This window comes from Micromonospora sp. Mcm103 (assembly GCF_024519755.1).
Classification (GTDB): domain Bacteria; phylum Actinomycetota; class Actinomycetes; order Mycobacteriales; family Micromonosporaceae; genus Micromonospora; species Micromonospora aurantiaca.
The window spans coordinates 70939-83770 of the sequence record NZ_JALJRJ010000004.1; the positions used below are offsets into that span (position 1 = coordinate 70939).

Annotated in this window: 13 protein-coding genes; 7 read left to right on the top strand and 6 right to left on the bottom strand. The window is 74.2% G+C overall.

The annotated features are described in order from the left end of the window. Position 1 precedes the first annotated feature (1 nt). The 4 genes from OC439_RS07495 to OC439_RS07510 all read left to right on the top strand — a co-directional run bounded on the left by OC439_RS07495 (position 2) and on the right by OC439_RS07510 (position 6905). The gene (locus OC439_RS07495; RefSeq protein ID WP_262013017.1) at positions 2 to 1474 is read left to right on the top strand and encodes a dihydrolipoamide acetyltransferase family protein; all 1473 of its coding nucleotides are present in this window, start codon (positions 2 to 4) and stop codon (positions 1472 to 1474) included. Between the two features lie 224 nt (positions 1475 to 1698). Then, positions 1699 to 1836 (top strand): hypothetical protein, encoded by a 138-nt coding sequence (locus OC439_RS07500; protein ID WP_013283356.1) that lies wholly within the window; start codon positions 1699 to 1701, stop codon positions 1834 to 1836. Between the two features lie 348 nt (positions 1837 to 2184). Continuing rightward, positions 2185 to 4953 carry a hypothetical protein gene (locus OC439_RS07505; RefSeq protein WP_262012812.1) on the top strand — a complete coding sequence of 923 codons (2769 nt, stop codon included), beginning with the start codon at positions 2185 to 2187 and terminating at the stop codon, positions 4951 to 4953. Positions 4954 to 5072: 119 nt separating this feature from the next. Further along, positions 5073 to 6905, top strand: a complete 1833-nt coding sequence (locus OC439_RS07510) for an NHL domain-containing thioredoxin family protein (protein WP_262012813.1) — start codon at positions 5073 to 5075, stop codon at positions 6903 to 6905. A gap of 60 nt (positions 6906 to 6965) precedes the next feature. Here the strand turns inward: OC439_RS07510 and OC439_RS07515 are convergent, their stop codons facing one another. The 3 genes from OC439_RS07515 to OC439_RS07525 are packed head-to-tail and all read right to left on the bottom strand — an operon-like array spanning position 6966 to position 9179. Then, positions 6966 to 7715, bottom strand: coding sequence for a LamB/YcsF family protein (locus OC439_RS07515; protein WP_262012814.1), 750 nt, complete (start codon positions 7713 to 7715; stop codon positions 6966 to 6968). Beyond that, complete coding sequence (locus OC439_RS07520) at positions 7699 to 8568, bottom strand: biotin-dependent carboxyltransferase family protein (protein ID WP_262012815.1); 870 nt, start codon at positions 8566 to 8568, stop codon at positions 7699 to 7701. Before OC439_RS07520 ends, OC439_RS07515 begins: the two co-directional genes overlap by 17 nt. Further along, entirely contained in the window at positions 8565 to 9179 is a 615-nt protein-coding gene (locus OC439_RS07525; RefSeq protein WP_262012816.1) for a 5-oxoprolinase subunit B family protein, read from the bottom strand. Before OC439_RS07525 ends, OC439_RS07520 begins: the two co-directional genes overlap by 4 nt. 75 nt (positions 9180 to 9254) lie before the next feature. Between OC439_RS07525 and trhA the strand changes: the two genes are divergently transcribed. Then, positions 9255 to 9932: a PAQR family membrane homeostasis protein TrhA gene (gene trhA / locus OC439_RS07530; RefSeq protein ID WP_262012817.1), complete on the top strand. Its 678-nt coding sequence runs from the start codon at positions 9255 to 9257 to the stop codon at positions 9930 to 9932. A gap of 101 nt (positions 9933 to 10033) precedes the next feature. On the opposite strand, the gene OC439_RS07535 is transcribed toward trhA, so the two are convergent. Continuing rightward, the gene (locus OC439_RS07535; protein WP_091413749.1) at positions 10034 to 10324 is read right to left on the bottom strand and encodes a DUF6458 family protein; all 291 of its coding nucleotides are present in this window, start codon (positions 10322 to 10324) and stop codon (positions 10034 to 10036) included. A gap of 117 nt (positions 10325 to 10441) precedes the next feature. Here OC439_RS07535 and OC439_RS07540 point away from each other — a divergent pair, with 117 nt between their 5' ends. Continuing rightward, positions 10442 to 10978, top strand: a complete 537-nt coding sequence (locus tag OC439_RS07540; RefSeq protein ID WP_262012818.1) for a SixA phosphatase family protein — start codon at positions 10442 to 10444, stop codon at positions 10976 to 10978. Positions 10979 to 10987: 9 nt separating this feature from the next. Here OC439_RS07540 and OC439_RS07545 read toward each other — a convergent pair whose 3' ends face one another. Then, positions 10988 to 11395, bottom strand: a complete 408-nt coding sequence (locus OC439_RS07545) for a winged helix-turn-helix transcriptional regulator (RefSeq protein ID WP_262012819.1) — start codon at positions 11393 to 11395, stop codon at positions 10988 to 10990. A 140-nt stretch (positions 11396 to 11535) separates the two neighbouring features. On the opposite strand from OC439_RS07545, the gene OC439_RS07550 reads away from it, so the two are divergent. Further along, positions 11536 to 12402, top strand: a complete 867-nt coding sequence (locus tag OC439_RS07550) for an aldo/keto reductase family oxidoreductase (protein ID WP_262012820.1) — start codon at positions 11536 to 11538, stop codon at positions 12400 to 12402. A 9-nt stretch (positions 12403 to 12411) separates the two neighbouring features. Here OC439_RS07550 and OC439_RS07555 read toward each other — a convergent pair whose 3' ends face one another. Further along, positions 12412 to 12681 (bottom strand): DUF6458 family protein, encoded by a 270-nt coding sequence (locus OC439_RS07555; RefSeq protein ID WP_013283345.1) that lies wholly within the window; start codon positions 12679 to 12681, stop codon positions 12412 to 12414. Positions 12682 to 12832: the final 151 nt, after the last annotated feature.

Below are 12832 nucleotides of genomic sequence, written 5' to 3' on the forward strand. Positions count from 1 at the left end.
CATGTCCCGGATCAAGGAGTTCAACCTTCCCGACCTGGGCGAGGGCCTGACCGAGGGCGAGATCCTCGCCTGGCTGGTCAAGGTCGGCGACGACATCGAGCTGAACCAGCCGATCGTCGAGGTGGAGACCGCCAAGGCGGCGGTCGAGATCCCGGCGAAGTGGGCCGGCCGGGTGCAGGCGATCTTCCACCCGGAGGGGTCGACGGTCGAGGTCGGCGTGCCGATCATCGCGATCGACACCGACCCGAACGCCGGGCCGATCGAGGAGTCGACGACCGCGACCCCCGCGTCGGACCTGCCCGCACCGTCTGCGGCGTCGCTCGCCGCGGTCCAGGTCGCGCCCGCCGAGGGCATGGTCGAGCCGGGCCTGATCGGTGGTGTGGCCCCGGGTGGGCGTACCGCCGTGCTGGTCGGCTACGGCCCGCGCAACGCCCCGGCCAAGCGCCGCCCCCGCAAGGGGGGCGACGCGCCGGCTGCGGCACCGGCTCAGGCCGCCGCCCCGGTGGCACCCGCGCCTGTCGTCCCCGCGCCGGTGGCGCCCGCTCCCGCGGCGGCGGTCAACGGCAACGGCCGGGTCTCCGGTCCGGTGCTCGCCAAGCCGCCGGTCCGCAAGCTGGCGAAGGATCTCGGCATCGACCTGGCCACGCTCACCGGCTCGGGTCCGCTCGGCTCGATCACCCGTGAGGACGTACAGCGGGCGGCGAGCGCGACTCCGGCGGCGGCCGAGCCGCTGACGGTCGCGGCACCGGCCGCGTCGGCCGCGAGCTTCGGCGCGGACCGCGAGCAGCGCATCCCGGTCAAGGGGGTACGCAAGCTCACCGCGGAGAACATGGCCCGCTCGGCGTTCACCGCCCCGCACGTGACGGAGTTCCTGACCGTAGACGTGACCCGGGCGATGAAGGCGCTGGACCGGCTGCGCGACCGGCGCGAGTGGCGGGACGTACGCGTCTCGCCGCTGCTGCTGGTCGCCAAGGCGGTGCTCCTGGCGGTCAAGCGGCACCCGATGGTCAACTCGACCTGGGCCGGCGACGAGATCGTGGTGAAGGAGTACGTCAACCTCGGCATCGCGGCGGCCACCGAGCGCGGCCTGATCGTGCCGAACATCAAGGACGCCGGGCGGCTCTCGCTGCGCGAGCTGGCGGACGCGATGACGGAACTCGTGCAGACCGCGAAGTCGGGCAAGACGTCCCCGGCGGACATGTCCGGCGGCACGCTCACCATCACCAACGTCGGCGTCTTCGGCGTCGACACCGGTACGCCGATCCTGCCCCCGGGTGAGTCGGCGATCCTCGCCTTCGGCGCGGTACGGGAGCAGCCCTGGGTGCACAAGGGCAAGGTGAAGCCGCGCCTGGTGACCACGCTGGGCCTGTCCTTCGACCACCGGATCATCGACGGTGAGCTGGGCTCGAAGTTCCTCCGCGACATCGGGGACTTCCTGGCCGACCCGGAGGCGGCGCTGCTCGCCTGGACCTGACGAACCACCGCTCCGGTTACGGCCGGTGTGCCGAGGGTGAACGCCCGGCACACCGGCCGTAACCGTTTTGGGAACGGAATCATAGGACCGAGGGGTGGGTGGACCTACGATCCGTAGGTACGTGGTTCAGCTCACCTAATAATCGATGGCGATGACGGGCCCGGTGCGCTTAAATAGAGACATCAAGGGGCTGACAACCGAATAGCCAGGAGGAGAGACCCAAGATGAGCATGATCGAGCGAATCCGCACCCGCCGCGACGCCAACCGCCGCGCCCGCGCCATCGAGCACGCGCTGCGTTCCGCCAACTCGCCCGCGGTCCGCGAGGAGCTTCTCGCCATCGCCCAGCGTCACATGAGCTGACGCCACAGACCTTTCTCACCTCCTCCAGTCCGAAGACCCGCCCGACTCCGGGCGGGTCTTCGGCGTACCGGTATCGGTCGGCACCGGGATTCCACCTCGCTTCACCGCCCGGTACGGTTGGCACGGTCGCCAACCGGCTGACTCCGGACGGATACGAGACAGCGAAACCCATCGACGTCGTCCGGTGACTTTCGGTGACCGCTGATGCTCCCCCGAGCGGCCTCGGGCGACCACCGGATACGGTGCGGGGAGCCCGCACGGCCGGTACCCGCCGGCGACGCCGGTAGTCGTGCCGACGGTTTTCCCGACCGGCATCGGCGGCCGACCTGTGATGGAGGAGGCGCACCCATGACGTCCGAGGCTCCGCACCGCCCCGGCCAGGAGCCGGGCGAGGTGTCGCCGGGCACCGGCGGACCGGTGCCGTACGGCGATCAGCCGGCGCAGCAGGACAACGGGTACAACGGCGCACCCGACCTCGGCTGGGCACCGCCCCCGCCGGCCGGTCGGCCCGCGCAGCCGGCCCCGGCCTGGGCCGCGAACGACGACCAGCCACCCGCATGGGCCCCGCCCGCCGGGCAGCCGGTGACCGGGCGGGCGACCGCCCAGGTCCCGCAGCCCGCCTGGGGCGGCAACGACCAGGGCAACCCCGCCTGGTCCGGTTCCGGTGGCCCCGCCTGGGGCAACCAGGAGCAGCCCGGCCCTGATCGCGGCGCCGAGCAGGCGCCGCCCGCCTGGTCCGCCACGCCGCCGGGGAGCCCGGCCGAGCCGTCGCAGGCCCCCTGGGCCGCCGCCGAGCAGAACCGCCAGGGGTGGAACGCCGGCGAGCAGCAGCAGGGCTGGTCGCCGTCCGGTGACCCGGCCGCCCGCGACACCGGTTACGTGCCCGCCCCGGCCACCGTGCCGAACGAGACCTGGGTCACGCCCGCCCCCGCGGACGACCCGCACCGCTCCGGCGGCTTCGCGCCCACCGGCGGGCAGCACGAGGACGTCTCCGGTCGCGCCGGTGGCTGGGCCGCCGCGCAGCAGCAGCAGGACGACCCGAACCGCTCGGGCGGCTGGGCCCCGCGCGACGAGCAGCCCGCCGCGTCCGACGACCCGAACCGCTCGGGCGGCTGGACCCCGCGGGAGAGCCAGCCGGCCTGGGCGCCGGGTCAGCAGACCGGCGCCACCTGGCCGCCGGCCGACCCGCCCGCCCGGGCCGCCGCAGCCGTCTCGGTGCCCGGCGCCACCCGGCCGGACAACGCCTGGTCCACTCCGGAGCAGTCCGATCAGGACAACTGCTCGGCCGAGGACAGCGGCGGCTGGCGCGCGACCGGCGGGCCGCAGCACGACGAGGGACAGCGTTCCGGCGGCTGGCCCGCCCCGCAGGCCGAGAACCGGTCCGGCGGCTGGGACGAGCCGGCCCGCACCGAGGACCCGGACCGCTCGGGCGGCTGGGCCGCCGGGCGCGCCGCGAACCCCGCCGAGGCGGCACAGCCGGGCGGCTGGGAGCCGAACCAGGGCCGGCAGTCCGGCGGCTGGGGCGACGGCGCCGCCGTACCGCAGCAGCGCGAACCCGCGCGGCCGTCGGACGAGCAGGCGCAGCCCGCCTGGGGTGCCGCCGCGCCGGTCGAGGCCCGCGCGAGCGTGTCCGCGCCGTCGTCAGACGCGCCCGCCGGCTGGGGCGGCAACCAGGACGAGCGTCCGGCCGCACCGTCGCCCGAGCCGTGGCCGCAGGCCGAGGCGTGGGGCCGGTCCGAGGACTCCGCCCCGGCCTACCAGCCCGCGCCCGCGCCGGGCATCTCCCCCGGCAACGCGGTGCCGCTGCCGGCACAGCAGCAGCGGGTGCCGGGCGCCGCGCTGGCCGCGTCGTCGCCCGCCGACCACCCGGGCCCCGAACCCCATGGGTACGAGCCGGAGCGTGGCGACAGCGGCTGGAACACGTCCCGCCCGGAGGAGCCGCAGTCGCCCGCCGTTCCCGGCCCGCGTACCTCCCCGGAGGGCGGCCCGGTCACGGCGAGCGCGTCGGTGCCGGTGGCCAGCCGGGTCACCCCGCCGTCCGACCAGCCGCTGCCGACCGGCGGCCCCACGCCGCAGCCCCGCGTGTACGGGCGGCCCGCCCGCCCGGAGCCCGAGGACGCCCCCGAGCAGGACGAGTCCGGGTTCCCCGGCCAGGACGGGCCGCACGGCAACGGCTTCCCCGGCCCGCAGTCGCGGTCCGAGGACGCCGACGGACCGCACGGGTACGCCGGAGCACCCTCCTCGCCCGCCGCGCCGCCGTCGTTCCCGGTCGGTGTGCCGTCCTTCGTGGACCCGCCCGGCAACACCCGCCCCGCCAACGGCGTGCACCCGGGCGGCGAGCAGCCCGACGCCACCCGTGACCCGTTCGGCGGCCCGCAGAGCCCGTACGGCGCTCCCGGCGGCCAGGACGCGTTCGGCGGCCCGGGTGGCCGGCCGGACCCGTTCGGTCCGGGCGGTCAGCAGGAGTCGTTCGGCGGTCCGGGCGGTCACCAGGATCCGTACGGCAACCAGGGCGGTCAGCCCGACCCGTTCGGCGGTCCGGGTGGGCAGCAGGCGGCGTTCGGCAGCCCGGCCGGCCGGCCGGAGCCGTTCGGCGAGCCGGACCGGTTCGGCCCGTCCGCCGGGGGACGCGCCTCGGTCGCGGTGCCCGGCCAGGGCCCGGCGGGCCCGAACGCCTTCCCGCCGCCCCAGCAGGCCCCGCCGGCGTGGGCGCAGGACGGGCCCGGCACCGAGCCGGAGCAGGGCCGCTTCGACGCGTTCAAGCCGGATGCCACCGAGTCGCAGACCGAGGCGCCCCCGCCGAAGGTGCGCAACGGCCGGGTGCTCGCCGCCGTGCTGATCGCGGCGGTGCTCATCCTCGCCGTACCGCTGGGTCTGCTCACGCTGCTCGGCAAGGTCGGCGGCGACAAGTCGACGGGCTTCGACCCGGCCGTCGGCTCCTGCGTGAAGCAGTCCGGCACGAGCGCCGTGGCCGCCGACTGCGGCGAGCCGGGCGCGTTCAGCGTGGTGTCGAAGGTGGACAACAAGGACAAGTGCGCCGATCTGTCGCAGCCCTCGGTCTCGGTCGAGGGCGGCGGGACCACCCGGGTGCTCTGCCTGAAGCCCGCCGGCCAGTAACCACACGTACGCGGAGCGCCCACCCCTCGCCGGGGTGGGCGCTCCGCTCCGTTCCGGTGTGCCTCTGCTCACCGGGGGATCGCCGGGAGCGCGCCCGGCCGGTGCGGCACGATGGGGGCATGAGCGCACGCGTACGGGCACCGGAACTGCGGGGTCGGGCCTGGCTGAACACCGGCGGCAAGGCCGTCACACTGGCTGACCTGCGTGGCAAGATCGTTTTGCTTGATTTTTGGACGTTCTGCTGCATCAACTGCCTGCACGTGCTCGACGAGTTGCGCCCGCTCGAAGACAAGTACGGCGACGTCCTGGTCGTGATCGGCGTGCACTCGCCGAAGTTCGAGCACGAGAAGGATCCGGCGGCGCTGGCCGCGGCCGTCGAGCGGTACGGCGTGCACCACCCGGTGCTCGACGACGCCGAGATGGACATGTGGCAGCAGTACGCGGCCAAGGCCTGGCCGACGCTCGCCGTGGTCGACCCCGAGGGCTACGTGGTCGCCACCATGGCCGGCGAGGGGCACGCCGAAGGGCTGGCCCGGCTGATCGACGAGTTGATCGCCACCCACGAGGCGAAGGGCACGCTGCACCGGGGCGAGGGCCCGTACGTGCCGCCGGCCGAGCCGGACACGGTGCTGCGGTTCCCCGGCAAGGCACTGCCGCTCGACGGCGGGAACCTGCTGGTCAGCGACTCGGCCCGGCACTCACTGGTCGAGCTGGCCGCCGACGGCGAGACGGTGGTCCGCCGCATCGGCGCCGGTTCCCGGGGTCGTACGGACGGCCCGGCCTCCGCCGCCACGTTCGCCGAGCCGCAGGGGCTCTGCCTGCTGCCGCCGCACGTGGCCGAGGTGGCCGGCTACGACGTGGTGGTCGCGGACACCGTCAACCACCTGCTGCGCGGCGTACGGCTGTCCTCCGGCGAGGTGGTCACCGTGGCCGGCACCGGGCGGCAGTGGCGCTCGACAGTCGACGACCACGCGCACGACGCCCGCGCCGTCGACCTGTCGTCCCCGTGGGACGTGGCCTGGTACGACGACCGGGTGATCGTGGCGATGGCCGGCATCCACCAGCTCTGGTGGTTCGACCCGATGAAGCGGACCGCCGGCATGTACGCCGGGACCACTGTCGAGGCGCTGCGCGACGGCCCGCTGCCGGACGTGTGGATGGCCCAGCCGTCCGGGTTGTCGGTCTCGGCCGACGGCGCCCGCCTCTGGGTGGCCGACAGCGAGACCAGCGCGATCCGGTGGGTCTCCGGCGGCGAGATGCACACCGCCGTCGGTCAGGGCCTGTTCGACTTCGGGCACGTCGACGGCCCGGCCGACCAGGCGTTGCTCCAGCACCCGCTGGGCGTGTGCGCGCTGCCCGACGGTTCGGTGCTGATCGCCGACACGTACAACGGTGCGGTGCGCCGCTTCGACCCGGAGACCGGCCAGGTGGGCACCGTGGCGGACGGGCTGGCCGAGCCGAGCGACCTGGTGCTCACCGGGGAGGGCGACGTGCTGGTGGTCGAGTCGGCCGCGCACCGGCTGACCCGGCTGGCGCCGGGCGCGCTGACCTCGGCCGGCGCGAACACGGTGGACGGCCCTCGGCACCGGCTGGAGCGCAAGCCCACCGACGTGGCGGCCGGGGAGCTGACGCTCGACGTGATCTTCACGCCGGCGCCGGGGCAGAAGCTCGACGAGACGTACGGGCCGTCGACCCGGCTGGTGGTCTCGGCGTCCCCGCCGGAGCTGCTGGTCGAGGGCGCGGGCACGACCACCGACCTGTCCCGCAGGCTGGTGGTCAGCGGCGACGTGGCGCAGGGGGTGCTCCAGGTGACCGCCCAGGCGGCGACCTGCGACGCCGACGTGGAGCACGCGGCCTGCCACCTGACGCGGCAGGACTGGGGGGTACCGGTCCGGGTGGTCACCGGTGGCGCGACCCGCGTGCCGCTGGTCCTGCGCGGCATGGACGCCTGACGGTGCACGTTAAGAAGGGCCCCTTCCTCTACCGGAGGCCTTAATAAGGGGCCCTTCCTTTCACGCGAACGGAGTGAGCGTGACCCCCGCGTCGATGAGCGCGGCCCGTACCAGCTCCGCGCACCGCACCGCACCCGGCGTGTCCCCGTGCAGGCAGATCGACTCGACCGGGGCGGGGATCACCGTCCCGTCGACGGCGACCAGCGTGCGCTCGACGGCCATCCGTACCGCCCGGACGGCCACCTGCTCCGGGTCGGTCACCAGCGCGTCCGGTGAGCTGCGCGGCACGAGCGTGCCGTTGGGGAGGTAGTTGCGGTCGGCGAAGCCTTCGGCCACCACCCGCAGCCCGGCGCCCGCGGCGAGCTGGGCCAGCACGCTGCCGGGCTGGCAGAGCACCGGCAGCTCGTGGTCGTACCCGCTGATCGCGGCCACCAGCGCGGCGGCCTGGCCCTCGTCGCGGGCTGCCGCGTGGTAGAGCGCGCCGTGCGGTTTGAGGTAGCGGACCCGGGTGCGGTACAGGCGGCAGAACGCGTCGAGCGCCCCGAGCTGGTAGATCGTCTCGTCGCGCAGTTCGGCGAAGTCGTACGCGATGTGCCGCCGGCCGAAGCCGGCGAGGTCCCGGTAGCCGACCTGCGCGCCCACCGCGACGCCGCGTTCGGCGGCGCCGGCGCAGACCCGGTGCATGGTGGCCGCGTCACCGGCGTGGAAGCCGCAGGCGACGTTCGCGGAGCTGATCAGGTCGAGCAGTGCGTGGTCGTCGCCGAGCCGCCAGCTTCCGAATCCCTCGCCCAGGTCAGCGTTGAGGTCCATGGAACGTCACCGTAGTGCCTGGCCGGGCCTGGGCGAGCGCTGTCACGTCGTCCACCACCCCGATGACCGGGTACCCGCCTGTCGTGGGGTGGTCGGCCAGGAAGACCAGCGGCCGGCCGTCCGGCGGCACCTGCACCGCGCCGAGCACCAGACCCTCGCTGGGCAGTTCGCCGGCGACCGCGCGGGTCAGCGCCGCGCCGGCCAGCCGCGCGCCGACCCGGTTGCTGTCCGGGCTCACCGTGTACGCGGCGCGGCACAGCAGGTCGAGCGCCTCGGGGGTGAACCAGTCCTGCCGGGGGCCGGGGCGCACGCTCAGCCGTAGCTCGTCCGGAACCGGCCCGGTGACGGGGACGTCGACGGGTGCGGGTGGGCCGGCCGGGGTGCCGAGGGGCAGCCGGTCCCCGTCGCGCAGCGGCGGCGGTCCGAGGCCGGAGAGCGTGTCGGTGGCGCGGCTGCCGAGCACCGGCTCGACGGCGATCCCGCCGCTGACCGCCAGCCAGGTCCGTACCCCGGCTCGGGCCGGTCCGACGTGCAGCGCCGCCCCGGCGGGCAGCGCGAGCGGCCGTCCCACGTCCCCCGGACGGCGCGGTGCGGTGCCGGCCGGCCACTCGACGACCACGTCGGCCGGGGCGCCGGTGAGGGCGACAGCCACGGCCCGGGTGACGCGCAGCGCGCAGCCGGTCAGGGTGATCTCCAGTCCGGCGGCGTCCTCGTCGTTGCCGACGAGCCGGTTGGCCAGGCGCAGGGCGGCCGGGTCGAGCGCGCCGGAGCGGGGTACGCCGAGGTGCGCCCACCCGGGCCGCCCTTGGTCCTGGACGGTGGTGAGCGCCCCGGCGCGCAGTACCTCGATCACGGCGCGTCGACCAGCCGGACGCGGGTGCCGGGAGCGAGACGGGCGGGCGGGTCGGCGTGCACGTCGAACAGCGGCAGGTCGGTGCGGCCGACGAGCAGCCAGCCGCCGGGTGACGCGGCGGGGTAGATGCCCGCGTACGGGCCGGCGAGCGCGACCGAGCCGGCCGGCACCCGGGTACGCGGCGTGGCGAGCCGGGGCACCGCCAGCTCGGGCGGCAGCCCGGTCAGGTACGCGAACCCCGGTGCGAACCCGCAGAAGGCCACCCGGAACTCGGTACGCCGCAGCCGGTCCACGACTGCGGGCACGTCCACGTGCCAGTGGTCCGCGACACGCGGCAGGTCCTCGCCGTCGTACACGACTGGCACCCGGACCTCGGTGGTGGCCGCGCCGGAGGCGGCGGTCCGGGGCCGCCAGCCGGAGATCCGCGCGGCTGCCGCCTGCGGGTCCGGTACGCCGTCGAGCAGCACGGTGACCGCGCCGGGGACGATCTCGGTGGCGGTCAGCTCGCCCGCCTCGCGCCGGCGCCACAGTTCGGCCCGCCACGCCTGTGCCTGCTCCGCGTCGTCGCAGTCGAGGAGCAGAGCGTACGCACCGACCGGCCGGATCAGCATCCGGTCATCCTCCCGCCGGGTGAGGTGACGGTCCACACTACTTGCAAGTAACCTACGCCGTCGTAACCTATTGAGGTGACGACCTCCGCACCGCTCCGGCTCCGGCCGGCCGACATCGGGAAGCCGCGCATGCGCGGCTGGCTGCACGCTTACGCGTTCTTCGCCGCTCTCGTCTGCGGCATCGTGCTGTGTTCGATCGCCGCCGGCCGTCCCGGCTGGGCGCCGCTGGTGAGCTGCCTGATCTACAGCTTCACCGTGTGCGGGTTGTTCGGCACCAGCGCGCTCTACCACCGGCGGGTCTGGTCCGAACGCGGCTACCAGATCATGCGCCGGATGGACCACTCGATGATCTTCGTGTTCATCGCCGGCACCTACACACCGTTCTGCGCACTGCTGCTGGACACCCGGCAGGCCACGATCATGCTGAGCCTGGTCTGGGGCGGCGCGATCGCGGGCGTGGCGGTCAAGCTGATCTGGCCGCACGCGCCGCGCTGGGTCTCCGCCCCGCTCTACCTGGCGCTCGGCTGGGTAGCGGTGGCCATGCTGCCGCAGATCCTGCACTCCGGTGGCGTGACCGCGCTGGTGCTGCTGAGCGTGGGCGGCGCGATCTACAGCGTCGGCGCGGTGTTCTACGCGCTGCGCCGGCCGAACCCGTGGCCCACCGTCTTCGGCCACCACGAGTTCTTCCACGCCTGCACGCTCGTCGCGGCGATCTGCCACCACATCGCGATCTACTTCGCGTTGTTCGCCTGAGCCGGGCCCGACATACCCCGGCCTGCCGTACTCCGGACCTGCCGGACCCCGGACATGCGCGAGGGCCCCGCACCGTTGCGGGGCCCTCGGGTTCTCGGGGGTCAGGCCGGGTAGCCCGAGCCCGGACGGCGCACCTCGCGGTACTCCTCGCGCACGACGCGGTCGTCGCGCACCGGCACCACCGGCTCGGCGACGACCTGCTCGCGTACCGGAGCGGCCACCACACGGCGGCGGCTGTTCCAGAAGTAGAGCGTGGTGAGCAGGCCGGCGACGCCGGCGAGCATGAGCACCCAGCCCACCACGTTGAGGTTCAGCCATCCGAGATTGGCGTCGACGGCGAACGCGAAGATCGCGCCGAGCGCGATGAGGAAGATGCTGGCACCGATGCCCATGACGTCGCCTCCTTGGCGTCCTGCTGGCGTTTCCTGCCCGCCGCGGCCATGGATGAGGTAGCGGCACACATCGACATACCCAGGCGCTTTGATCGTCAATCAGGCAAGCTGGGCGGTATGACGGACGGCAGGAACGGGCAGCGGACGCTGGTGCTGCTGCGGCACGCCAAGGCCGAGCAGTCCGCGAACGGCCCGGACGCGGAGCGGTCGCTCACCGCGCGGGGTCACGCCGACGCCGCGGCGGCCGGCGCCTGGCTGGCCCGACAGGGGCTGCTTCCCGACGTGGTGCTCTGCTCGCCCGCGCGGCGCACCCGGCAGACCTGGCACGACGTGGCGATGGGCATGACCGGCTCGCCGCCGGAGGGCGGCCCGGCGGGCTCGGCTCCCGCGGTGCGATACGAGGTGACCGCGTACGACGCGCTTCCGGATCAGCTGCTGGAGCTGCTGTGGACGGTCGAGCCGGCCGCCGGGACGGTGCTGCTCGTCGCGCACAACCCGGGGATCTCCCTGCTGTCGGCGCTGCTCGATCCGCAGCGGGCCGACCCGGACGGGCTACGGACCACCGACCTGGTGGTGCACCGGCCGACGACCCGCTGGGCCGACCTCGCGCCGGGGAACGCGCCGATCACCGGCCGCCACACCGCACGCGCCTGAGCGGACGGCTCAGACCCGGCTGTCGTAGGCCGCCCGGTTGGTGAGCACGTCGTCCATGTGCGTCTCGGCCCAGGTCTTCAGGCCCCGGATCATCTCGTGCAGGGAGAACCCGAGGTCGGTCAGCTCGTAGGTGACAGTCACCGGCACTGTCGGCTCCACAGTGCGGGTGATCATTCCGTCGCGCTCCAGGGCGCGCAGCGTCTGGGTGAGCATCTTCTGGCTGACCCCGGGCAGCGTGCGGAACAGCTCGGAGTATCGCCTCGGCCGCGGCTCTCCGGCGCAGTCCGCTCCGAACCGGTGCGAGCCGTCGCTGCGCAACGCGGCCAGCACCAACGTGACCCACTTGTCGGTGATCCGGTCGAGCAGTTGCCGGCTGGGGCACTGGGCCAGGAACGCGTCGTACTCGGCCTTGCTCATGCTCTGCTCCTGTCACGCCGGTGAGCTACGCACTTTGAGGTGCCTACTTCCCCCCGGAAAGTTACACCCCGATAGTGGAGGCCGGGCACCGCCGATCCGGCCGTGCCCGTGACGGACGACGAGAGCCAAGAGGTACACGCATGGCCCGCACCACCCTTCCCGGCGGCACCTGGACGCTGGGAGACCTGACCGTCACGCGGTTCGGCTACGGCGCGATGCAGCTCGCCGGTAAGTGGGTCATGGGACCACCGGCCGACCACGACGGCGCCCTGGCGGCGCTGCGCGAGGCGATCACGCTTGGCATCACCCACGTCGACACCAGCGCGGCGTACGGGCCGTACGTCACCAACCGGCTGATCCGGGAGGCGCTGCACCCGTACCCGGAGTCGCTGCACATCGTCACGAAGGTCGGCGCGGACCGGGACGAGCAGGGCCACTGGCCCACGGCCCGGGACCCGGAGAGCCTGCGGCGGCAGGTGCGGGAGAACCTGGAGACGCTCGGCGTTGACGCGCTCGGCGTGGTCAACCTGCGGCTCGGCGACGCCACGGGCCCGCAGCCCGGGTCGCTCGCCGAGGCGCTGGAGACGCTCGCCGCGCTCCGGCAGGAGGGCCTGATCCGCCACCTCGGCCTGAGCAACGTGACGCCGGAACAGGTGGCCGAGGCGCAGGCGATCGCGCCGATCGTCTGCGTGCAGAACCAGTACAACCTGGCCCACCGCGGCGACGACGACCTGATCGACGAGCTGGCCCGGCAGGGCGTCGCCTACGTGCCGTTCTTCCCGCTCGGCGGGTTCACCCCGTTGCAGTCCTCGGCGTTGTCGGCGGTCGCCGGACGTCTGGGGGCGACGCCGATGGGCGTCGCCCTTGCCTGGCTGCTGCGGCGCTCGCCGAACATCCTGCTGATCCCCGGCACCAAGTCCGTCGCACACCTGCGCGAGAACGTCGCCGGCGCCGGGCTGGCCCTCTCCGGCGACGACCTCGCCGAGTTGGACCGGATCGGCAGCTGAGACGCGGCGTCAGGACGGCGGTGCCGTCGGCGGCGGCGGGTCGGGCGGCGGCGGCATCATCGCTGTCGGATGCGAGAGCCGGTTCTCCTCCACGATGAGCGTGCGGGCCCGCTTGCGGCGGTCCTGCCAGAACCACAGCGTGGTCAGCAGGACACCCAGCCCGGCCAGGATGAACACCCAGCCGACCGCGCGCAGGTCGATCCACCAGACGTTGGCCCGGATGGCGAAAGTCATGATCGCGCCGAGCGCGATGAGAAAGATGGCGCTACCAATGCCCATGTGCGCTGCACTCCCCCGTGCGATGGCCTTGGGCGTACTCGGTCGTGGTCCGCGACGGTTACCCGCCACCGGGCCGCCTATCCACCCGGGCCGCGCGCACGACGACGGCCGGCGGGCTGGGGCCCGCCGGCCGTCGTCATGAGGGGGAGAG

What these genes read in the sequence shown, in the direction of transcription:
- OC439_RS07495 (WP_262013017.1), top strand. Translation starts at nt 2, where the DNA reads ATGTCCCGGATCAAGGAGTTCAACCTTCCCGACCTGGGCGAGGGCCTG.
- OC439_RS07500 (WP_013283356.1), top strand. Translation starts at nt 1,699, where the DNA reads ATGAGCATGATCGAGCGAATCCGCACCCGCCGCGACGCCAACCGCCGC.
- OC439_RS07505 (WP_262012812.1), top strand. Translation starts at nt 2,185, where the DNA reads ATGACGTCCGAGGCTCCGCACCGCCCCGGCCAGGAGCCGGGCGAGGTG.
- OC439_RS07510 (WP_262012813.1), top strand. Translation starts at nt 5,073, where the DNA reads ATGAGCGCACGCGTACGGGCACCGGAACTGCGGGGTCGGGCCTGGCTG.
- OC439_RS07515 (WP_262012814.1), bottom strand. Translation starts at nt 7,715, where the DNA reads ATGGACCTCAACGCTGACCTGGGCGAGGGATTCGGAAGCTGGCGGCTC.
- OC439_RS07525 (WP_262012816.1), bottom strand. Translation starts at nt 9,179, where the DNA reads ATGCTGATCCGGCCGGTCGGTGCGTACGCTCTGCTCCTCGACTGCGAC.
- OC439_RS07535 (WP_091413749.1), bottom strand. Translation starts at nt 10,324, where the DNA reads ATGGGCATCGGTGCCAGCATCTTCCTCATCGCGCTCGGCGCGATCTTC.
- OC439_RS07540 (WP_262012818.1), top strand. Translation starts at nt 10,442, where the DNA reads ATGACGGACGGCAGGAACGGGCAGCGGACGCTGGTGCTGCTGCGGCAC.
- OC439_RS07545 (WP_262012819.1), bottom strand. Translation starts at nt 11,395, where the DNA reads ATGAGCAAGGCCGAGTACGACGCGTTCCTGGCCCAGTGCCCCAGCCGG.
- OC439_RS07550 (WP_262012820.1), top strand. Translation starts at nt 11,536, where the DNA reads ATGGCCCGCACCACCCTTCCCGGCGGCACCTGGACGCTGGGAGACCTG.
- OC439_RS07555 (WP_013283345.1), bottom strand. Translation starts at nt 12,681, where the DNA reads ATGGGCATTGGTAGCGCCATCTTTCTCATCGCGCTCGGCGCGATCATG.